The sequence below is a fragment of the Polaribacter sp. NJDZ03 genome (assembly GCF_019263805.1).
GTDB lineage: Bacteria > Bacteroidota > Bacteroidia > Flavobacteriales > Flavobacteriaceae > Polaribacter.
The window spans coordinates 1,782,119-1,804,286 of the sequence record NZ_CP079195.1 but is presented as its reverse complement, the minus strand read 5'-3'; the positions used below and the strand labels follow the sequence as shown (position 1 = coordinate 1,804,286).

The window sequence follows — 22,168 nt, the reverse complement described above, 5'->3', positions numbered from 1 at the left end:
AAGTCCGACTTCACAGTCGGACTTTTTTATTTTTACCATATCAGCTAAACTAAAATGAAAAAATTTTACAACAATTATATAGACACTTTTAGAGGACTCTCTACAGAAGTTTGGTGGTTATCATTAATCACTTTTATCAACAGATCTGGTACAATGGTCATTCCTTTTTTATCATTATATCTTACAAAAAGCCTTCATTTTTCATTAATAGATGTGGGATGGATCATGTCTTTCTTTGGGTTAGGTTCTGTTGTAGGAACTTGGATTGGGGGAAAGTTGACCGACATAGTTGGTTATTATAAAGTAATGTTGGTCAGTTTATTTGGTACAGGAATTCTATTTGTTTTTCTGCAATTTGCAACCACTTTTAACGAATTTTGTTTTGGTATTTTTACGGTTATGTTAGTTGCAGATGCTTTTAGACCCGCAATGTTTGTGGCTTTAAGCGCATATAGTAAACCAGAAAATAAAACGCGTTCTGTAACTTTAATTCGTTTGGCTATTAATTTAGGTTTTTCTGCAGGTCCTGCTATTGGAGGTTTAATAATTACTGGAATTGGTTATGCAGGCTTGTTTTGGATGGATGGAATTACTTGTGTCTTGGCAGCTTTTTTATTACTAAAAGTATTACATCCTAAGAAAGCAAAAGTACAAGATGAAGTAAAAGTAGAAAACCCAATTTCTGTATATAAAGACAAAGCTTTTTGGGTCTTTTTTATTGCCATGTTTATTTTCGGATTTGTATTTATGCAATATTTTTCTACAATACCTTTATATTATAGTGATAAGCGCTTTTTATCAGAATTTGAAATTGGGTTATTAATGGGCTTAAGCGGACTTTTTATTTTCTTACTCGAAATGCCTTTGATAAAATGGTTAGAAGATTTAAAAAAATCTAAAGTCAAATTAATTGCTTTAGGTCTTTTTCTGGTCGGTTTTAGTTTTATTATTTTAAACTTAACAGGTTGGGTGGGTATTTTAATTATCGGAATTTTATTAATGTCTGTAGGAGAAATGATTGCTTTTCCGTTTTCGAATGCTTTTGCTATAGATAGAGCAGAAAAAGGAAATAAAGGAGAATACATGGCTTTGTATAGTATTGCGTTTTCTTTATCACATATTTTCAGTCACAATGTTGGTATGCAATTGGTGGCTAAATTTGGTTTTGAAACCACTTGGACACTCGTTACAGCATTTGCTTTTCTTGGCGTTTTAATTCTATTTTACCTTTTAAGAGTTTTAAGGAAAGAGGTGATATAAAAAAATCCATCAAGTTTTCTTGATGGATTTTTTTAAATTAAATGTTTAATATTTTATTTCAACACAGAAAACTCAATACTAGAATCTGTAAAAACGGTATGTGTTTGTGTTTTAAAATCTTTTTCGTCTGCTTTGTAAATATTGTCTACATACGTTTGCGGATTTAAATCAATTAAAGGAAACCAAGTACTTTGCACTTGCACTTGTACTTTATGACCTTTTTTAAATGTATGAAAAACGTCTTGCAAGGTAATGTTTACATCCGTCTTTTTATTCGGAATAAAAGGTTCTGGATGCTCAAAACTATTTCTGAATCTACCTCTTAACACCTCACTTCTTACCATTAAATGATAATTACCCATTTTTAAATGATCTTGTAATTTATCATTATTTTCTTCTGCGTCCGCAGGATGAACGTCAATCACTTTTACAATCCAATCTGCAGCAGAACCCGTAGTTGCTACTTTTAATTTTGCTAAAATATCTCCGGCTAACGTAAAATCATCTGTTAAAACATCCGTTTCAAAAACCAAAACATCAGGTCTTCTAGCCGCAAAACGTTGGTCGTCTGTCATGTATTTACGAGGTGTAAAAACCGTTTTAATATCTTCAGAATACGGAACAGGATGTTTTATATCACTAATAAAATTAATTTTTTCTGTTGCTTTTTTATCCGAAGTTAATTCTTGGTTTTCAGACAAAAACCAATCCTGTTTTACCACATTCTTAGGAGGCCAAGTATCAAAAGAATTCCATTCTTTTTTACCAGAATCAAAAACATATGCTTCTGGCAAACCAGAATTTTTATCCCCATTTCCTTTTAAGAAATGATTAAAGAATTTTGTTTCTACATCAGACTGAAATTTTAAAGAAATAGAATCTCCAAAATAATAATTGCCCACATAGTTTTCTACGGTATTTCTAGACCATTTTCCGTGATCCCAAGGCCCAAAAACTAAGGTGTTGTAATTGTCTTTTCCATTTTTTTCTATCGCTTTGTATGTAGATAAAGGTCCGTATAAGTCTTCTGCATCAAACTCACCACCAACAATCATGGTTGCAACCGTAGAAGGGACTTTGTCTAAATGCTGAATAATTCCTTTGCTTTGCCAAACAGAATCGTAATTAGGATGTTCTACAAGTTCTTTCCAGAAAAAATCATCGATGCTATCATTATTCTCAGCCGTTTTAACATCTAATTTATCATTCTGAAAATATTCGTTTAAGTTTTTTAAAGGTCCTTTGTCTAAGAAAAACTGATATTGATCTTCAGAATCCATTTTAGGAAATGAATACCAAGCAGAATCAGTCGGAGTGTCTTTATAGGTACCAAATAAAGAAATCGCTCTAAAGTAACTTAACATAAACGCGCCATTATGATGAAAATCATCAAAGAAAAAATCGCCAATACACGCTTGTGGAGAAGCCGCTTTTAAAGCCGGATGCGCATCAATTGTAGAAATTGTTGCATAATGCCCAGGATATGAAATTCCCCAAGTACCTACATTTCCGTTATTGTTTTCTACGTTTTTCACCAACCAATCAATCGTGTCGTAGGTGTCAGAAACCTCATCAGATTGTTTGTCTGTTTTATTCGGAAGGTAAGCACGCATATTATCATAAACGCCTTCACTCATCCAACGACCACGCACATCTTGATACACCACAATGTTCAATTCTTTCATTAAATGAACATTCGGACCAATTTTAGTTTTCATTTTTCCATCTCCGTAAGGCGCAGAACTATAAGGCGTTCTTTGCATTAAAATAGGATATTCTTTGCTCGTATCTTTTGGCGAATAAATAGTTGTATGCAATTTTGTACCATCTCGCATTACAATATTTACTTCCTTTTTGGTGTAATTATCTGCTACAAAAGCGTCTTTTTTAGCTTCTTTTTCTACGGTAGAATTACAAGAAGTTAGTAAAAAAAGACTTAAAAATGTTAAAAGTAAAAGTTTCTTCATATAAAGGTAAATTAGTTTTGGCTAAATCTACAAAACAAAAAAGAGGTGGTAAAAATTCTTCTGTTAAAATGAAAATTGTTTTTTTAGTAGCTATTTCCTGCTTTCACTACTCGCTTTTTTTATTCAGAAAAAGAATAAAAAAGAGCTCAAACAGACCGTTCAATCAGGGCTAGACATCTTTAGTATCTTTTTAGCTGATAAGAAATACATGTCTTCTTAAATTTATTAGAGAAATTAGATAAAACAAAAATGAATTTGAATACTTTTATGGCTGCTTAAAACATATAAAATGAAAAGAGTTTTTTTATCCTTATTGCTAATTACTGTTATAGGTTGTCAATCTAAAAAAGTAGAAAAAAAGACTGAAAATATAAAAGAAGTTCAGGTTAAAAAAGTGTTTCCAAAATTAGAAAAAGACAGATATAATGTTGCTTTTTTAATTATGGATGGAACCTTTAATACAGAATTAACAGCACCTTTCGATATTTTTCAGCACACCATTTTTAGAAAAAATATTAAGGCAATGAATGTGTTTACGGTTGCAAATACAGACAACCCAATTACTACTTTTGAAGGAATGAGAATTTTACCCGATTTTAATTACTTAAAAGATTCGCTACCAAAAATTGATATTTTAGTAGTTCCGTCTGCAGAACATCATTTAGATTCCGATTTAGAAGATACTGCAATGATAGATTTTGTAAAACGAGTAGATAAAGATGCAACATATATTACTTCTCATTGCGATGGTGCTTTTGTTTTAGCAAAAGCAGGAGTTTTAAAAGGAAAGGTTTCTACAACATTCCCGAGTGATATTGATAAAATGCGAGCAACTTTCCCAAATTTAGATATTAGAAAAAAAGTGTTATTCGTACACGACGGAAAATACATTACTTCTGCCGGTGGCGCAAAATCTTTTGAAGCTGCGTTATATTTATGTGAATTTTTATACGGAAAAGAAGTGGCTAAATCTTTAGCTGGTGGTTTGGTTATTGACTGGAATGTAGATAACGTTCCGCATTTAATCGTAGAGTAGTTAATTTGTTTCTTAGAAGAAAGTATATTTTTTTTACACAATTGTCATTTCGACTTTAGGAGAAATCTCATAAAGTTTGGTTAGTGTTGCGTTATCACTGTTATGAGATTTATCTTTTGCTCGCGCTCGTTTTTAACGAGTGCCAATGATATATAGAACATTAGGTTGGGTACTCGTTACAAACGAGCACTAGCGGAGACAAATTTGTGTGAATATGCATTTAAAAAAGACCTCACAGGTTTTAAAAACCTGTGAGGTCTGAATACGTTTAGGTAATCTTAAAAAACCTTCCTTATTAGGTTTTTAATACGCGTTAAGAATTGAAACCGTTCGAATAACTGTTGCTATTCTTAACCTTTTTTCTTTAATTTCTTTTGCTCGCGCTCGTTTGTAACCAGTGCCAAAAATATGTAGAATATTAGGTTCGATACTCGTTGTAAACGAGCATTAGCGAGGATAAAATGTTTTTTTTACACAATTGTCATTTCGACTTTAGGAGAGATCTCATAAAGTTTGGTTAGTGTTGCGTTATCATTGTTGTGAGATTTATCTTTTGCTCACGCTCGTTTGTAACGAGTGCCAATAATATATAGAACATTAGGTTCGGTACTCGTTACAAACGAGCACTAGCGGAGACAAATTTGTGTGAATATGCATTTAAAAAAGACCTCACAGGTTTTAAAAACCTGTGAGGTCTGAATACGTTTAGGTAATCTTAAAAAACCTTCCTTATTAAGTTAGCAATACGGGTTAAGGATTGAAGGCGTTCGAATAACTGTTGCTATTCTTAACCTTTTTTCTTTAATTTCTTTTGCTCGCGCTCGTTTGTAACGAGTGCCAAAAATATGTAGAATATTAGGTTCGATACTCGTTGTAAACGAGCACTAGCAGAGGATAAAATGTTTTTTTTACACAATTGTCATTTCGACTTTAGGAGAGATTTCATAAAGTTTGGTTAGTGTTGCGTTATCATTGTTGTGAGATTTATCTTTTGCTCACGCTCGTTTTTAACGAGTGACAATAATATATAGAACATTAGGTTTGGTACTCGTTACAAACGAGCACTAGCAGAGGCAAACGGAATAAAGCGTATTTTTTTAAAAACAATTGTCATTTCGACTTTAGGAGAAATCTCATAAAGTTTGGTTAGTGTTTCAATATCACTGTTATTAGATTTCTCCCCAAAAGGTCGAAATGACAAATTTGTGGTGAATTGTGTGTTTAAAAAGACCTCACAGGTTTTGAAAACCTGTGAGGTCTGAATACGTTTTGGTAATCTTAAAAAACCTTCTTTATTAGGTTTGAAATACGCGTTAAGGATTGAAACCGTTAGAATAACTGTTGATATTTTAACCTTTTTCCTTTTATTTCTTAGATCGCGCTCGTTTGTAACGAGTGCCAATAACATATAGGGTACTCGTTACAAACGAGCACTAGCTGAGCATTTAATTCTTATATTTAGAACAGTAAAGAATTATAGTATTGATAGATGGAAGTTTTTTAATCCGACAGATGTAAATTATAAACATTACGATATAGGTCGATTTGCCTTCCAATAATCCTTTTAATGTGGAAGATTGCTGTTTTTTAGGGTTTTGGCTAAAGCCGATAATTTACTTTTTAATATAAACAATAGGCTGAAGCCTATTGCTATTGATTTGTTTTTAAAACAAAAATTTCTACACTAATTCCTCGCAATAGATCAATTGCCTATGGATTTATCCATAGGGTATTAGAATTCAAAAAGAAAAGGGCTTTAGCCAAAATATTTATTTAATAGATATGTATTTAATTTTTAGTTTTCAAAAAGCGTGCAAACAAGTCTAGCCCTGATTTAAGCATTTGTTTGAGCTCTTTTTTATTCTTTTTCTGAATAAAAAAAGCGAGTGCGTAAAGCAGGAAATAGCTTCAAATACTATTATAAGAGAGATTTAAAAAATAAGTGTTTATTCAATAAAATTTCTTGTATTTTTGCAAACTATGCAAGAACCTAAAAGACATCAGTTAACAGATTGGTTACCAACTACAAACAAGGAAGTGAAAATTCGTGGTTGGGATGAACTAGACGTTATTTTATTTAGTGGAGACGCTTATGTGGATCATCCATCATTTGGACCTGCAGTAATCGGTCGTATTTTAGAAAGTTATGGCTTGCGAGTGGCTATTGTGCCGCAACCAAGTGTAAACGATAATTTACAAGATTTTGAAAAACTAGGAAGGCCTCGTTTATTTTTTGGAGTTACAGGTGGTTGTATGGATCCTATGGTTTCTAATTACACGGCTAGTAAGCGAAGTAGAGACAAAGATGCGTATACGCCAAATGGTGATAAAGGGTTTAGACCAGATTATGCAACGTCTGTTTATTCTAAGATTTTAAAGGATAAGTTTCCGGATGTACCTGTTTTAATTGGTGGTATTGAAGCTTCTTTAAGACGTGTAACGCATTATGATTATTGGTCTGACAAGTTATTGCCTGGTATTTTAGAGACTTCTAAAGCAGACATGTTGGTGTATGGAATGGGAGAGCAGCCTTTGCGAGAAATTGTAGAATTATTGCAAAAAGGAGTTCCGTTTTCTAGTTTAAAAAACATTAAACAAACGGCTATTTACGTTAACGAAAAGGTAGAGAAATTACCTGTTGTTAACGGTTGGGAAGATGTTACTATTAATTCTCATGAGGCTTGTTTAAAGGATAAAAAGACATTTGCTTCTAACTTTAAAGTAATAGAGCAGGAGTCTAATAAATTAAAAGCGCGTAGGGTTTTACAAAAAGTTGGTGAGAATACTTTGGTGATTAATCCGCCTTACCCAACAATGACAGAAAAGGAAATTGATGGTTCTTTCGATTTGCCTTATACACGTTTACCGCACCCAAAATATGACAAACGTGGACCAATACCTGCGTTTGAAATGATAAAATTTTCTATTAACATTCACAGAGGATGTTTTGGTGGTTGTAGTTTTTGTACAATTTCTGCACACCAAGGAAAGTTTATAGCAAGTAGAAGTCAGGAATCTGTTTTAAGAGAAATTGATAAAGTGGCAAATATGCCAGACTTTAAAGGGTATTTATCTGACATTGGTGGGCCTTCTGCAAATATGTATCAGATGAAAGGGAAAGTACAATCTATTTGCGACAAATGTGTTGCGCCGAGTTGTATTTCGCCTGTAATTTGTTCTAATTTAGATACGTCTCATAAGCCTTTAACAGAATTATATCAAGCAGTTGATAAGCACCCCAAGATTAAAAAATCTTTTATTGGAAGTGGAATTAGACATGATATGTTGGTGCCAGAATTCAATAAAAACGCTGACCCAAAAGAATTGGATGCGTATACCGAAGAGGTAATGACCAAGCATGTTTCTGGTCGATTAAAAGTAGCACCAGAACATACTTCTGATCCTGTTTTAAAACTGATGCGTAAACCGTCTTTTAAATATTTTCACATGTTTAAAGAGCGTTTTGATAAGATAAATATTAAGAAGAAATTAAATTTACAATTAATTCCGTATTTTATTTCTAGTCACCCAGCAAGTGAGGTAGAAGACATGGCAAACTTAGCGGCAGAGACCAAAGATATGGGCTTTCAGCTAGAGCAAGTGCAAGGTTTTACACCAACACCAATGACGGTTGCAACGGTAATTTATTATTCAGGATATCACCCGTATACTTTAAAACCAACTAAAACACCGAAGACTAAAAAGGAACGTGATGACCAACATAAATTTTTCTTTTGGTACAAGAAAGAAAATAAAGATTGGATTAAAAACACGTTGAACAAAGTTGGAAGACAAGATTTATTACAGAAATTATTACCAGAAAATAATTCTTGGAAAAAGAACAAAAGCGCCAAAGAAGTAAAGAATACTTTTGATGATGCTGTTCCGGTTCCTTTTAATAAGAGAAAGAAAAAAGCTACAAGAACAACTTCTTCTAAAAAGAGAAGAAGGTAATTCTTGTAGAATTTTATATAACAAAAAAAAGTCTGGTTTTATTAAAAACCAGACTTTTTTTTGTTATATTATTTTTTGAAATTCAGGTGTAATGGTAAGAGTGAGTCGCTCGCACTAGTGTTTATGTCTTGTCTATTTTTGCTAACTCGAGCGTCTCGATCGTGTAAATACTGATGCTGTTTTTTTTAACGCATTCATTATTATATAGCGGTAAAATTATTAAAAAAAGAGAACTAATTAATCCTTTCCAAAATCTTTAAAAGCAGCCTTTAATTTTTCATCATTTAAAATATATTTCTTGTATTTTCCATCTCTGTATCTATAGTAAATAAAGAAAGGCATAAATAGAAAAGAAAAGTAAAAGACACCTAAACCCATTACAATTTGTGCTTTTTCGTGACTTGTATTTATAAGGTACATTCCAATTGCCATCCAAATTAAAAAGATAGCAAACATTATTTTTAACGTTAACTTCATCTTGCAAAATTACAAAAGTTATATCTTTAATTTCTAATTTTAATAGAAATGAACTCAATTTCATTATTTTTGATTGGTTTGCTACTTATTTCTTGCAATCCATCTAAAAAAAACACGAATATGAACAGTAAAATTGTGATTGCTCACAGAGGTGCTTCTGGTTATTTACCAGAACATACCATGGAAGCTAAAGCGATGGCGTACGCTATGAATCCTCATTTTATTGAGCAAGATTTGGTGTTAAGTAAAGACAATGTGCCTATTGTAATTCATGATATTTATTTAGATGATGTAACAAATGTTGCGCTAATGTTTCCGGATAGAAAAAGAAAAGACAATCGTTTTTATGTAATCGATTTTACTTTTAATGAATTACAAACGCTAAAAGTTACAGAGCGTTTTAATCCCGAAACAGGCAAACAGTTTTACCCAAACCGTTATCCGAAGGGAAAAGGAAATTTTAAACTGCATTCTTTTAAAGAAGAAATAGAATTGATACAAGGCTTAAATAAGTCTACAGGAAAAAATATAGGGATTTATCCAGAAATTAAAGATCCAGCTTTTCATAAAAAAGAAGGAAGAAAGATCACTGAAATTGTTTTAGAAATTCTAGCTGATTATGGTTACAAAACTAAAAAAGACAATTGTGTTTTACAATGTTTTGATGCAGCAGAGTTAGAGAGAATTAGAAAGGAATTAAAATCTGACTTATTTTTGGTGCAGTTAATTGAGTTTGAAGAAGAAACAAAACAATTGGCTCATTTTGCAAGCTATGCAGACGGAATAGGTCCTTGGTATAAGCAAATACTAGATAAAAAAGTAGGAGAGAAGTGGCAGTTTACCACGTTAGTTTCCGATGCGCATAAATTGGGGTTAAAAGTGCATCCTTATACTTTTAGAGCAGATTCTTTAGATGAGTTCACTACCTTTGAAGAAATGATGGAAACCCTCTTAATAGAAGCCGATATTGATGGTGCTTTTACAGATTTTCCAGATTTGATTGTCAATTTTTTTAAAAGAAAGTAATTTAATGAATACTCATTTATATAAAATAAAACACTTTAATAATACTTTAGATCTTTTTTCATCTGAAGAAAAATTATACACTTCTAAGTGGTTTATGGATTTTGGGAAATTTGGTTCTGAGGTTTTTAATTTAGACGATAAAATAATTTATAAGATTACCAAACAATTTCAATTTTGGAAATGGAAAATGGTGTTTACCATAAAGAATAGTCAGGACGTTTTAACCGAATTAATTTCTCAGAACAATAGAAAAACCATCTTTTCTATAGATGTTGATGAGGTTACTTATGAAACGAATATTCATTTTAAAAAGAAAATATCTATTCTAAAAAACGGAGAAAAAATTGCAGAAATTGATGAATCTTTTTCTGATAATGATTTTAAAGACAGTATTAAGTTACAACTTTTAGATAAAAATGATTTAGCGATTTGTTTCTTATTATTTTCTTGTTTAAAAATAGGGGAAACTGAACAAGGCTCTAAAAGAATTATGCCTAGTCAGAAGCAATTAGAGCCTAATGAAGAACCTTGGAGTTAGTTTTACAGGTTTCTAATGCAAATTTTATTATAACAAAACCAAGTATTCGTCGCTATTTTTTTATAGAATCTTCTAAGTCCTTTGCGTAATTAATAACAGCAACTGTATACTGAATTTAAAATTCTTCTATATGTTTTTTGCCTAGATATATTGTGCCACAAAAAGCAAGAATTATATAGGTGTAAAAACTATTGCTCTAAATTTTGAGTTAAAAAAAGAAAGAAAATAAGGGCAAATACAATAAGTATTGAAATACCTAATATTTTCCATATTTGTTTATTTTTATGGACTAAATTTTTTCCTAAATGGGTATTCCAAAAATATTCAGACAACACGGTATACCCAATAATATTCAATATTAAAGTTGTAAAAAAAGATTTGGGTAAATAGTTTAAAAGTATGGTAGAGCAAATGGTATATAATATTCCAAAAATAAGTACTTGATTCCTTACTTTTGGTTTGTTCATTTCTTTTAAGTTTTGCATCAATAAAACAGCACCAAATATGGTGGAAAAGAAAATGGTAAAACCTAGTATGGCATTTTTAGAATATAAAAGAGGTACTTCTAGTTCTTCAAAAGGACTTTTATTACTTTCTATTTTTTCTTTATAAATTGGCGTTTCAGATAGGGTGTTTTCTGTAGACGTATCATCTATAACTACGATTGGTTTTTCTAATATGTTTCTATCTTCTAATTCCCAAGTAACGGCTTGTAAGGCTTCTTCTGTATATATATCTTTTTCTTCGAGAATTGATTCTAACTCTTTGGTAGATTTTATTCTCATATTTGTTGAAAAACTATTTCTCCTCATTTTCTTCTATAGCTTTATGCTGTAACTTCAATTAGCTTATTTCTATAAGCTGTTAATAATTTAGATTTTGAGATAAAACCAATGTATTTTCCTTCTTTAACAACAGGTAAATTCCAAGCTCCGCTTTCTTTAAATTTCCTCATAATATCAGTCATTTTATCAAGACCTATTATAATTATTTCTGGTGGATGTTGCATAATATCTCTTGCAAAAATTGTTTTATATAAGGTTTGGTCAAACATAATTGGTCTTAAATCGTCTAGAAAAATAATACCGGTTAGTTTATTGGTGTTTTTACTTATCACCGGAAAAATATTTCTGTTAGATTTTACAACTGCTTGTTTAATCATACTTTCTAAATCCATATCTGAATAAACAGGTACAAAATTATTTTCAATAACTCTATCAATATCCATTAACGTTAATACAGCATGGTCTTTGTTATGTGTAATTAATTCTCCTTTTCTACCTAATTGCATTGCATATACAGAATACGGATGTACAAATTTAGCGATCAGGTAAGAAATTGTAGCTGTTAACATTAACGGAATAAAAAGTTCATAACCACCGGTTAATTCAGCAATTAAAAAGATAGCCGTTAAGGGGGCGTGTAGTACTCCGGCCATTAAACCAGCCATTCCTACTAAGGTAAAATTGCTTTCAGAAACACTAGACAGGCCAGTTGTATTAATTATTTTAGCAACACAATTTCCTAAAAGACTTCCCATAAATAAAGTAGGTGCAAAAATACCACCAACTCCACCAGCTCCAAATGTTAAAGCACTTGCAATCACTTTAAATAAAACTAAGCCAATTAATAACATAATAACAACCCAAACATTAGATAAATCTAAGTTCATAAAGTTGTTTTTTAGAGCTTCTTCTGGGTTACCCGCAATTAAATTATTAATGACTTCAAAGCCTTCTCCATATAAAGGCGGAATTAAAAAAATTAATCCCCCTAAACCAATACCACCAACTAATAAGCGTTTTATTGGAGAATCTATTTTATCAAAAAGGTTCTGAATTCTATCATAAACCTCTGTAAAATAGATAGAACCTAAACCGGTTGCAGTAGCCAAAATAAGGTAAAAAGGAATGTTGTTTATGGTAAAAGCATCTTCTATTTTAAACGGAAGTAAGACATCTGACCCAAAAAAGAATCTAGAAGTAATAATTGCAGATAAAGAAGCCAAAAGTAAAGGCATCATAGAAGCAATTGTTAAGTCTAAACTAAAAACCTCTATAGCAAAAATAATAGCAGCAATAGGTGCTTTAAAAATAGCGGAAAGGGCACCAGCAGAAGCACAACCAATTAATAAGGTTCTTGATGTTTGGTTTAAATGAAATAATCTGGCAACATTAGAACTAATTGCCGCACCTGTTGCAACAGTAGGTCCTTCTAGTCCTACAGAACCACCAAAACCAACAGTAATAGGAGCTGTTAAAATAGAACCAAACATTTGAAAGCGTTTCATAATTCCTTTTCTCTTAGAAATAGCATATAGCGTAGAAGGAATACCGTGACTTACTTTGTTTCTAATTACATATTTTATAATAAAGTATACAATTGTTAAACCAATAATAGGGAAAACAAAGTAAAAAGCATGGTAATAATCTCTTACTAAATTTCCTTCTAAAAGATGTTGAAAAAAGTGTGTTAAATTTTTTAAAATAACAGCTCCAAAACCGGCTAAAAAACCAACAAGGATGCTAAGTATGTGTATAAATTGTTTTTCAGAGATGTATTTATATCTCCAAATTAATATTTTTCTGTATATTTTTTTTGTTGTTGGCACTTGTTTTATCGATAAGAAATTATAGTATAAAATTATTTTTTTTCTTGATGCTTTACATCCTTCAATAAGTCTAACGCAAAGTAGGTTATTAATACGCCTACAAAAATAATACAAACCCACATAAAAACAGCCGTTTCCCAAAAAGGTTTCTCTTTTATAATTACAGGTGTTGCTTTCGTTTTAATAAAATTATTTACGGATACTTCTTCTTCTATTATTGATGTTTTTTCTGATATAAAATTACCTAAATCATAAGAAGGTTTAGAAAAAGTAGTATCTATTATTAATTGATATTGCTGCTTCTTTTTTAAATTAGATATAATATAAACTGGTTTTTGTAATAAGGTAATGTTTGTTATTTTTAAACTAGGATTGTCTTTGTTTTCGATTTCTATAATAAATTCTTTTTCATTTAAATTATTTAAGAAAAAAGTATTTTCTATTTTAGAACTTAACTGAAAGTTAGCAACTACTTGCTGATAAGTTTCTACTCTCTTTTTTATCTTACGTTCTTTATTTATAATTAGCTTTGCATTACGTAGAAAAAAAGCAGTGTTAACATCAATAGAAATACTGTTAATTTGATGAGAATTATTAGCAATAAATTTTATTTGAGTTATTTTGCTGTCTTTTAATTCCGTAATTTCTTGTTTATAGTTTTTGATGGTTATTGGATCTTCAGAAAAATAGTTGTTGATATATTTACCAGCATCCAAAATATTTATTGGTAAAGAATTTTTATCATTAAATTCTATTTTTAAAAATTGATACGTAGTTGTTGGAAAATTTATTCTTTTTTCTACAGATGATTTTTGAGCAGAATTATTAAGATAAAGAATATTGTTAGCGGTAATACCAAACCAATTTTTAGCATCATTACTTCCTAGAAGGTGATATCTTTTAGAAATATCTGCATTTGCAATTCTTAAAATAAGACTTGTTAGTTTTTCAGTTGCTTTATTTTCTATAATAACAGAAGTTACAGAATCTTTAATTCTTTTGTTTGATAAAATTTTTATCGGCACAAAAGTAGAAAATAATTGATCTGAATGATATTTTAAAACATAAGGCACTTCTTTGTTTGCGCTATCTTTTATTCTGATAAAATTAAAATTATCTCTACTTGCAGACCTAATTTCTGGAGTCAACATTATTTTATGTAAACCCTCTTTTTCTACACTATTTAAAGAGCCTTTATAATTTTGACTAAAACAAGTTAGTCCGATAAAAAAAACGATTAAAAAGCTATATTTCTTCATCTTCTTGAGTTTTGTCATTTACTAATTTTTTAATTTTCTGATACACAAACGAAATAATCAATATTAAAACACCTAATAACATAAAGGCGACTATTTTCCCTGTTTCGGAAGCATTTTTAATATCGTATGCAAATAGTTTTATAATGGTTATTCCTAATAAAGAAAGTGCAATAATTCGTAAGTTTTTCCACTGTTTTTTAATACCTATAATTAAAAATATAAAAGAGAAAATTCCCCATAAAATAGGATACCCAATTTTAATTATTTGGTCTTGTACTGCGTCTATTTTGTTTTCTATAAGATCGTATTTTGAGTAATTATTTGTTTGTGCAGCTAATTCAGAAACAATGGAAGAATTATCAGAAAAATGAACTCCATGTACCATCACTTCGTTACTTAATGTATAAACAATAGCAAAGACAAATACCCAAGGCAGCCATTTACTTTGTTTCGGTTTTATATTAAAAAGAGTCGTGGTCTTTTTAAATAATTGAAATCCAAAATAAATAAGACATGCTAAAATTATATAATGAAAATAGAATGCATAATTACTATGTATTGATAATGCTAAGTTTTCTGCAATTTCATCTGTAGGCAATTTATAGAAGTACCCTATATAAGCGAAAATTGAAATACAACTGATTAATAAAACTACTTTTTCTATATTTTTATGCTTCAATTTTTCTGTAAAGAATAATAAAATTGCAATAAATACAAAATGATACGTAACAGGAAAAGATAGGGACGATGCAGTGTTCTCTAAAAATTGATGTGCCTGATAATTCGTTTCTAAAGCACCAGTAAAATAAGCGACTAATACAAATGCAATTAAAACAATGGTTCTGTAAACCTTTATGCTTAATGTAAAATATTTAGTGACCATATTTCCTTCTTTTTTTAATAACCAATAGGTTACCAATAGAGAAATACTTACTACTAAACCAGCAATAAATAACGGATTAAAAATTACAGATAATTCTTCTGAATACGCGTACAATTCCCAATCTAACAGTAAGCTAATAATAGATAAAACTTGTACTATGATGGCACCTAGTTTAAAAGATTCAATTTTAGATTTTTTAGACAACCAAAATAGTAAAACTACTTCTGCAGCCCAGAAAAGAGTTATCTGGTTTCCTTTAAATTGAATAGGGATGGTTAACGTAACAAAAGTTAAAGCCAAACCAATTAGAATGTAAATAGCATTTTTGTCTAATCCAAATTTCTTGTATAAGGTAGTTGCATAAGCTACATTATAAACTGCTAATAATAATGTGAATAACCCTGTAAAATTAGATTCCAAATCTTTAAGAATTACCATGCCAATTCCGAAGAAAACAAACGTGTTTGCTATTAAAATAAAATATTCAATTTTAGAAAATACACCTTTATTTTTTAAGTTATTTAAAACAATAGTAAGACTAAAAATAAAGTAAAAAATGGTAGCAAAAGTTAAAGCACCATTATGCTCAAAACTATCTTTATCTATATTTAATAGACACCAACCACCAAATAGAATAATGGTAAAAGCAAAATCTACAATCGTTGCTATTTTCCATTTTTTAAAGTATGAGATGGCAAGGATTCCTAAATTTAAAATAGCAATGTAACTAAATAATACCACATAATTTCCTTCGCCAGTACTTAACATAAAAGGAGCTGCAAAACCACCAATTAAAGATAAAATAGCCAATTCTTGTCTGTTGTAAGAAACGGAAACCAAGGCACTAAAAGCCGTTATTACTGCCATAATAGAAAAAGCAACTGTCTGGCTAAATAATTGATATTCATGAAAAGCAATATAGATAGTAAGGTAAAAAACACTAATGGCTCCGGCTACTAAAACAGAGCTAAAGGAAGCGTAATTTTTCTTTAATTTATGAGCAATCATCATTATTAGAGAACCACATAAAACACCAATTCCTACTCTTGCAGGTTCGTTAATCCAATCTTTATCAATAGCAAATTTCACAAAGAAACTAATTCCTAAAACAAGAATTAAAACTCCTATTTTGTTAATTAAGTTCTCTCCAATAAACTTCTCTAAATCTGGGTTTTTTTCTTTAAAAGCTGCTATCCAAGATTTTTTAGGAATCGCTTTTTCTTTCTTTTCCTCTTCTTTAAAAATTGTTTTTTTATCAGCAATTATTGGTGTTACTTTAGTATCCGTATTAAGGATTGGTTTTACTACTTCAGGTATGTCAGAAACAAAAATAATAGGCTCTTCTTTTGCAATAACTATTGGTTCTGTTTTAGTTAAAGGTTTCGTTTCTTTTTGAGAAACAGGTTCGCTTTTAGTTTTTAATATTTCTTCTTTAGAAGTTGATTTTTGCTGTAAGTGTCGTAATTTATCATCTAATTGAAAAACAGAAGTCTGTAAATCTTTCAATTTAGAACTAATGTTTTTGTTTGTAATTAGAAGATAAATAATGATAAAAATGAGTAATACTATTTCCATAGTTAGCAGCGTTTTTTTTAGAATTAGAATAAAGTAATGTCTTGCATTTATTTTTGTGAAGATAAAATATCGGTTCCTAAATAACCATTATCTTTATTATAGTACCAAGCTCTATTTTTTGGCATTTTCACTCCATTTATAGTTTCTAAACCAGAAAGTAAAATGTATTCTCCGCTATTTTTTGTGTCTTTAAAAAACTGATACACTTCCATAGCATATGTTTCTGGATCAAAGTAAAAGTACCAAGTATCTTTACCAACTTCTTTATTGTAGGTAGCTTTTAAAACCAAATAGTCTTTTCCTTTAAATATTTTTTGTGCTACTTTTTTATCAATAATTGTTCCTTCATCTTTCAATTTCATAGGTAAACCATACAAATAGGTATAATAGTTTTTATACATGTTTGCGCGTTCGGCATTCAAATTAAATTTCTTTCTAGTTTCTTCGGATGGATTGCTATCACCATTAAAAGTAAAGCTAGAAGTGGTTTTTTTTACCGTATATTCAGTAGTAATCGTATCTCTAATTGCCTTTACATAAAAATATTCTTCGGGTAAATTAATTTTGATAACACTTTTTCTTGGAGACTTCTTAGGAATTTCCATAATAACAGATAATTCACCATTAAAAGTAGCCCAATTATTATTTGGGTCATGAAACTGAATTGATTTTTCTAACAATTCATTACCAGTTAATTCTTGAGAAAAAGAAACTACAGAGTTAAAAAAGAGGATAAAGCAAAGAAAGTTTTTCATAATCTTAAAAGTAATAAAAAATCCCGCAAAAGCGGGATTTAAAAATTTTATGCCTTTATATCTAAGCGAAGACTAAGCTCTTTTAGCTGTTCATCATCTATAAATGCAGGTGCATCTATCATAACATCACGTCCAGAATTATTTTTCGGGAATGCAATAAAATCTCTAATTGTTTCTTGTCCGCCTAAAATAGCAACCAATCTATCCAACCCAAAAGCCAATCCACCGTGAGGAGGCGCACCATATTCAAAAGCATCCATTAAGAAACCAAATTGTGCTTTTGCATCTTCCTCAGAAAAACCTAAATGTTTCAACATGGTTGCTTGCATTTGCTTGTCGTGAATTCTAATAGAACCACCACCAATTTCATTTCCGTTTAACACCAAATCGTAGGCATTTGCTTTCACAGCTCCTGGGTCTGTGTTTAACAATTCCATTTGCCCAGGTTTTGGCGAAGTAAACGGATGATGCATTGCGTGGTAATGCCCAGTTTCTTCATCTAATTCTAATAAAGGAAAGTCAATTACCCAAAGCGGCGCAAATACTTTAGGATCTCTCAAACCTAAACGTGTTGCCAATTCCATACGTAAAGCAGATAATTGTGCTCTTACTTTATTGGTATCACCAGATAAAACACACACTAAATCACCAGGTTTTGCACCCGTAATTTCTGCCCATTTTGCTAAATCTTCTTGGTCGTAGAATTTATCTACAGAAGATTTAAAAGATCCATCTTCGTTTACACGAGCATAAATCATACCTAAAGCACCAACTTGCGGACGTTTTACCCACTTAATAATATTGTCTATTTCTTTTCTTGTATATGCGTTTCCACCAGGTACAGCAATACCAACCACTAATTCTGCGCTATTAAAAACACCAAAATCTTTATGTTGTGTAACTGCATTTAACTCGCCAAACTCCATACCAAAACGGATATCTGGTTTGTCATTTCCATACAATTTCATGGCATCGTCATATAACATTCTTGGGAATTTCTCCACCTCAACATTATTTACTTCCTTTAGTAAGTGACGCGTTAATCCTTCAAAAATATTTAAAATATCTTCTTGCTCCACAAACGCCATTTCACAGTCAATTTGTGTAAACTCTGGCTGTCTGTCTGCACGTAAATCTTCATCTCTAAAGCATTTTACAATCTGAAAATATTTATCCATTCCACCAACCATCAACAATTGTTTAAAGGTCTGTGGAGATTGTGGTAATGCATAAAACTGACCTTCATTCATACGAGAAGGCACCACAAAATCTCTAGCACCTTCTGGCGTAGATTTTATTAAATAAGGCGTTTCAACTTCAATAAATTCTTGGTTAGACAAGTATTTACGCACTTCCATTGCTACTTTATGACGAAAGATTAAACTGTCTTTAACAGGATTTCTTCTAATGTCTAAGTATCTGTACTTCATTCTAATGTCTTCACCACCGTCCGTTTTATCTTCAATTGTAAAAGGTGGGGTAATAGATGCATTTAAGATTTCTAATTTAGAAACCAACAATTCAACGGCACCAGTAGCCATTTTATCGTTTTTAGACTCACGCTCAATAACGGTTCCTGTAACCTGAATCACAAATTCTCTACCAAGAGATTTTGCTTTGTCCATCATTTCTTTTGGCGTACGCTCTTCATCAAACATTAATTGCGTAATTCCGTATCTATCACGTAAATCTACCCAAATCATAAAGCCTTTATCACGGCTTTTCTGTACCCAACCCGCTAAGGTAACTTCTGTATTTATATGCGATGCGTTTAACTCGCCACAAGAATGACTTCTATACATTTTCTATTAAAATTAGCTTCCTAAAACGGAAATCTTTAAAACTGTCATCCTGAATTTATTTCAGGATCTTTCAAGCTGCAAAAATAATCATTTTCTAGTGAATATGAGTTTTTTGGGCGTTCATTTCTAAAGAGAAATGCCCCGCTTTCCGCACTCGCTTTTTTTATTCCGAAAAAGAATAAAAAAGAGCTCAAACATTATTTTATACTGAGCGTAGTGGAAGTACTGCAATCGGTAACGCAAAATCCGTCTAATGCTCATTAAATAGATAGTATATCGGTGTTTTTTATAGTCAATAGAGCGTTTTACTAATAGAAATCTATAATATTTAATAAAAAGTAGCGGAAATAAAATTATCCTTAGATGAAGGCTTTTCTTCCAATAGAAACAATTGAATATAAAACTTTGCCATCATTTTTTATGTGTTTAAATGTCATCGACATGTATTGGTAAAACGATTATACAGACGATGTGTTTTGTAAGATTAAAAATTATATTGATAAGAAAAGAAACCTTAAGAAGTAGAATTCAATTTAGAAACTAACGTAATTAAAGACTTGAGAGCAGAGGTGTAAAGTGTTGAAAATAAGATTTTAATAGAATTAAGGTAAGAGTTTGGTTGAGAATTATTACCTTAATGGATTAAAAAAAATGAAAATTTCAGACTAAAATAAATGTTTCGTATGTATTGAGATTACTAATACGAACAAGAGGGTCTGAATGGGAAAAAAAGAAAGTATAACACTTTAAAAATAGCATCTCATGAGAAAATTAGTTATTACATTTTTAATTATTCTGTGCAGTTATTCTATAAACGCACAAAAATCAAATATTGTTGGTAATTGGCTTATAACTAAAGTAGAGTCACCAACCAATACTAAACATTTATTTAAAATTATTGAGTTCTCTGATAGGGGAAGAGTTATGATGAAAGGAGTGTTAATTGCTGCTTGGCGTTATAATAGTAGAGGTAATGAAATAGAGATGAGATCTAATGTTGAAAAAGATTTTAATGGTGTCAATGAAATAGTAAGTAGTACTAATAAAGAAATGGTATTAGAAAAAGAGGGTGTAAAAACAACCTATTTAAAATTAGATCTAAATAACATTGCGAAAGAAAATGCAATGTCAAAATTAAAAGGAGTTTGGCAATTAGAAAGTGATTTTGATAGTATTCAATTACTAAAAATGGAACTACCAGATACTTTTTCGATAACAACAATTTCTTCAAGAGATGGTATAAAATCTACAACTAACGGAACTTGGATGTACAATTCTAACGAAAAATCTATAATTTTTATAGGTGAGTCAAAATTATTAAATGGAAAAAGTATGCTAAAAGAGCAATCAGAAAAAGCATTTGTACTAAATATAAATGGAAAAGAAATCATAGCTAAAAAAGAAGTTTCATCTACCACTTTAGAGCGTTTAACTTTTAATATTGATAATTTTCCGGCAAGACCTAACGAAAATTCTCCTTGGTCAGATTTTGATTCTTTATTAATAAAACTAGAACATGTAAACTATTTAAAGTATAAACAAAGCCGGTTAATACAAAACACAACAGATTTTAAAATAGATACTTTATTGACTAAAATTACCATAAATAAAGAAAGAAAAAGTATCACTCTAAATAATTTAGTCATTAATGAAAAAGATACTCTAAAAGGCTCTGAAAGTTTTAAAGGAGGACTTTTAAATAGGAGTAATGATTTTTTTCCTCAAGAAAAACTTGGTCCGTTTAGAGTAATTACAACGGAGACGATTAAAGTAATCGCAGGCGAATTTGAATGCAAAGTGGTAGAAGGTTTTTATGGAGAAGTAAAATTTAAATATTGGATGATTATAGATAAACCAGGTGTTTATGCGAAAGTAATTAGAGAAAACATAACTATTTTTGATAAATTAGATTATCTAATACTGGAGTTGGTAGCATTAAAGTAAGTGCAAAAGATAGTTTCTTTTTTTATTGTTTGAACTAGTTTTATTAAATATACGGATAATGTGATTATAAATATTTTTGTAAATTCTATTTAAATTCAACTATTTGTTTTTGAGTCCAACTTGAAAGCTTAAATTTGAAACTTGAAATCCGAAAAATGAGTAAATTATATTTAGTCCCAACACCAATAGGTAATTTAGAAGACATGACTTTTAGAGCCATTAGAATTCTAAAAGAAGTAGATTTTATTTTAGCAGAAGATACCCGTACAAGCGGTAAACTCTTAAAACATTTTGAGATTGAAACACAAATGCACAGTCATCATATGCATAATGAGCATAAGTCTGTAAAAGGAATTGTACAAAGAATTAAAAATGGAGAAACCTGTGCCTTAATTTCCGATGCTGGAACACCTGCAATTTCCGATCCTGGTTTTTTATTAACCAGAGCCTGTGTAGAAAATAATATAGAAGTAGATTGTTTACCTGGTGCAACAGCATTTGTACCTGCATTGGTAAACTCTGGTTTGCCAAATGATAAGTTTGTTTTTGAAGGTTTTTTGCCTGTTAAAAAAGGAAGACAAACCCGTTTTTTATTATTAGCAGAAGAAACAAGAACTATCATATTTTACGAATCTCCGCATAAATTGATTAAAACATTGGGGCATTTTGTAGAATATTTTGGTGCCGACAGACAAGTCTCTGTATCAAGAGAACTCACTAAAATGTTTGAAGAAACGATTAGAGGAACTGCAACAGAAGTTTTAGCACATTATACAAATAAGCCACCAAAAGGGGAAATTGTTGTAATTGTAGAAGGGAAGAAGTAACTTCTTTACTCATATTAGACCTCACAGATTTTAAAAACCTGTGAGGTCTTTGAAAATTTAGCCACTTTTTATTACTATTAAAAATAGCGTTTCTAAGTGAGTTTTAACGATTGAGAAATCTATAAACTGAATAATTTTGAGAGACATTTTTTATGCTTCACAAATAATAGAAAAGTAAACTAAACAAAACTATTTATTATTCTTGTGAAGTCTAGAATCTAAAGGTTCATTTTGTACTATGGTCTTTATCTAAA

The 22,168-nt window shown here is 30.6% G+C and carries 15 protein-coding genes; 7 read left to right on the top strand and 8 right to left on the bottom strand.

Annotated elements, in window-relative coordinates:
* Positions 1–54: 54 nt before the first annotated feature.
* A complete protein-coding gene (locus KV700_RS07725) occupies positions 55–1,260 on the top strand; it encodes an MFS transporter (protein ID WP_218599702.1) in 1,206 nt (401 codons plus the stop codon).
* Positions 1,261–1,313: 53 nt separating this feature from the next.
* Here KV700_RS07725 and KV700_RS07720 read toward each other — a convergent pair whose 3' ends face one another.
* Entirely contained in the window at positions 1,314–3,227 is a 1,914-nt protein-coding gene (locus tag KV700_RS07720; protein ID WP_218599701.1) for a CocE/NonD family hydrolase, read from the bottom strand.
* Between the two features lie 289 nt (positions 3,228–3,516).
* On the opposite strand from KV700_RS07720, the gene KV700_RS07715 reads away from it, so the two are divergent.
* Positions 3,517–4,263, top strand: coding sequence for a DJ-1/PfpI family protein (locus tag KV700_RS07715; protein ID WP_218599700.1), 747 nt, complete (start codon positions 3,517–3,519; stop codon positions 4,261–4,263).
* Positions 4,264–6,243: 1,980 nt separating this feature from the next.
* On the top strand, positions 6,244–8,217 hold the full coding sequence (locus KV700_RS07710) for a YgiQ family radical SAM protein (protein ID WP_166387025.1): 1,974 nt from the start codon (positions 6,244–6,246) through the stop codon (positions 8,215–8,217).
* A 237-nt stretch (positions 8,218–8,454) separates the two neighbouring features.
* Here the strand turns inward: KV700_RS07710 and KV700_RS07705 are convergent, their stop codons facing one another.
* Positions 8,455–8,694, bottom strand: coding sequence for a hypothetical protein (locus KV700_RS07705; RefSeq protein ID WP_166387027.1), 240 nt, complete (start codon positions 8,692–8,694; stop codon positions 8,455–8,457).
* 48 nt (positions 8,695–8,742) lie between these two features.
* Here KV700_RS07705 and glpQ point away from each other — a divergent pair, with 48 nt between their 5' ends.
* Both glpQ and KV700_RS07695 read left to right on the top strand, forming a co-directional pair.
* Positions 8,743–9,720, top strand: coding sequence for a glycerophosphodiester phosphodiesterase (gene glpQ / locus KV700_RS07700; protein WP_218599699.1), 978 nt, complete (start codon positions 8,743–8,745; stop codon positions 9,718–9,720).
* A gap of 4 nt (positions 9,721–9,724) precedes the next feature.
* The gene (locus KV700_RS07695) at positions 9,725–10,258 is read left to right on the top strand and encodes a hypothetical protein (protein ID WP_218599698.1); all 534 of its coding nucleotides are present in this window, start codon (positions 9,725–9,727) and stop codon (positions 10,256–10,258) included.
* A 188-nt stretch (positions 10,259–10,446) separates the two neighbouring features.
* On the opposite strand, the gene KV700_RS07690 is transcribed toward KV700_RS07695, so the two are convergent.
* From KV700_RS07690 to aspS, 6 genes are read right to left on the bottom strand one after another with little or no spacing between them, the layout of a single operon-like run.
* Positions 10,447–11,043 carry a hypothetical protein gene (locus KV700_RS07690; RefSeq protein WP_240914630.1) on the bottom strand — a complete coding sequence of 199 codons (597 nt, stop codon included), beginning with the start codon at positions 11,041–11,043 and terminating at the stop codon, positions 10,447–10,449.
* Between the two features lie 41 nt (positions 11,044–11,084).
* On the bottom strand, positions 11,085–12,869 hold the full coding sequence (locus KV700_RS07685; RefSeq protein ID WP_218599697.1) for a chloride channel protein: 1,785 nt from the start codon (positions 12,867–12,869) through the stop codon (positions 11,085–11,087).
* 32 nt (positions 12,870–12,901) lie between these two features.
* Positions 12,902–14,146: a hypothetical protein gene (locus KV700_RS07680; RefSeq protein ID WP_218599696.1), complete on the bottom strand. Its 1,245-nt coding sequence runs from the start codon at positions 14,144–14,146 to the stop codon at positions 12,902–12,904.
* Positions 14,115–16,586, bottom strand: coding sequence for a DUF2339 domain-containing protein (locus tag KV700_RS07675; protein ID WP_218599695.1), 2,472 nt, complete (start codon positions 16,584–16,586; stop codon positions 14,115–14,117). Before KV700_RS07675 ends, KV700_RS07680 begins: the two co-directional genes overlap by 32 nt.
* 47 nt (positions 16,587–16,633) lie before the next feature.
* Positions 16,634–17,341: a DUF6503 family protein gene (locus KV700_RS07670; protein WP_166387039.1), complete on the bottom strand. Its 708-nt coding sequence runs from the start codon at positions 17,339–17,341 to the stop codon at positions 16,634–16,636.
* A gap of 47 nt (positions 17,342–17,388) precedes the next feature.
* Positions 17,389–19,143 (bottom strand): aspartate--tRNA ligase, encoded by a 1,755-nt coding sequence (gene aspS, locus KV700_RS07665; protein ID WP_218599694.1) that lies wholly within the window; start codon positions 19,141–19,143, stop codon positions 17,389–17,391.
* Positions 19,144–19,905: 762 nt separating this feature from the next.
* Here aspS and KV700_RS07660 point away from each other — a divergent pair.
* On the top strand, positions 19,906–21,087 hold the full coding sequence (locus tag KV700_RS07660; protein ID WP_218599693.1) for a hypothetical protein: 1,182 nt from the start codon (positions 19,906–19,908) through the stop codon (positions 21,085–21,087).
* A gap of 155 nt (positions 21,088–21,242) precedes the next feature.
* Positions 21,243–21,914 (top strand): 16S rRNA (cytidine(1402)-2'-O)-methyltransferase, encoded by a 672-nt coding sequence (gene rsmI / locus KV700_RS07655; protein ID WP_166387045.1) that lies wholly within the window; start codon positions 21,243–21,245, stop codon positions 21,912–21,914.
* Positions 21,915–22,168: the final 254 nt, after the last annotated feature.

Coding starts and splice junctions, on each gene's coding strand:
- KV700_RS07725 (WP_218599702.1), top strand. CDS start 55: ATGAAAAAATTTTACAACAATTATATAGACACTTTTAGAGGACTCTCT.
- KV700_RS07720 (WP_218599701.1), bottom strand. CDS start 3,227: ATGAAGAAACTTTTACTTTTAACATTTTTAAGTCTTTTTTTACTAACT.
- KV700_RS07715 (WP_218599700.1), top strand. CDS start 3,517: ATGAAAAGAGTTTTTTTATCCTTATTGCTAATTACTGTTATAGGTTGT.
- KV700_RS07710 (WP_166387025.1), top strand. CDS start 6,244: ATGCAAGAACCTAAAAGACATCAGTTAACAGATTGGTTACCAACTACA.
- KV700_RS07705 (WP_166387027.1), bottom strand. CDS start 8,694: ATGAAGTTAACGTTAAAAATAATGTTTGCTATCTTTTTAATTTGGATG.
- glpQ (WP_218599699.1), top strand. CDS start 8,743: ATGAACTCAATTTCATTATTTTTGATTGGTTTGCTACTTATTTCTTGC.
- KV700_RS07695 (WP_218599698.1), top strand. CDS start 9,725: ATGAATACTCATTTATATAAAATAAAACACTTTAATAATACTTTAGAT.
- KV700_RS07690 (WP_240914630.1), bottom strand. CDS start 11,043: ATGAGAATAAAATCTACCAAAGAGTTAGAATCAATTCTCGAAGAAAAA.
- KV700_RS07680 (WP_218599696.1), bottom strand. CDS start 14,146: ATGACAAAACTCAAGAAGATGAAGAAATATAGCTTTTTAATCGTTTTT.
- KV700_RS07675 (WP_218599695.1), bottom strand. CDS start 16,586: ATGGAAATAGTATTACTCATTTTTATCATTATTTATCTTCTAATTACA.
- KV700_RS07670 (WP_166387039.1), bottom strand. CDS start 17,341: ATGAAAAACTTTCTTTGCTTTATCCTCTTTTTTAACTCTGTAGTTTCT.
- aspS (WP_218599694.1), bottom strand. CDS start 19,143: ATGTATAGAAGTCATTCTTGTGGCGAGTTAAACGCATCGCATATAAAT.
- KV700_RS07660 (WP_218599693.1), top strand. CDS start 19,906: ATGAGAAAATTAGTTATTACATTTTTAATTATTCTGTGCAGTTATTCT.
- rsmI (WP_166387045.1), top strand. CDS start 21,243: ATGAGTAAATTATATTTAGTCCCAACACCAATAGGTAATTTAGAAGAC.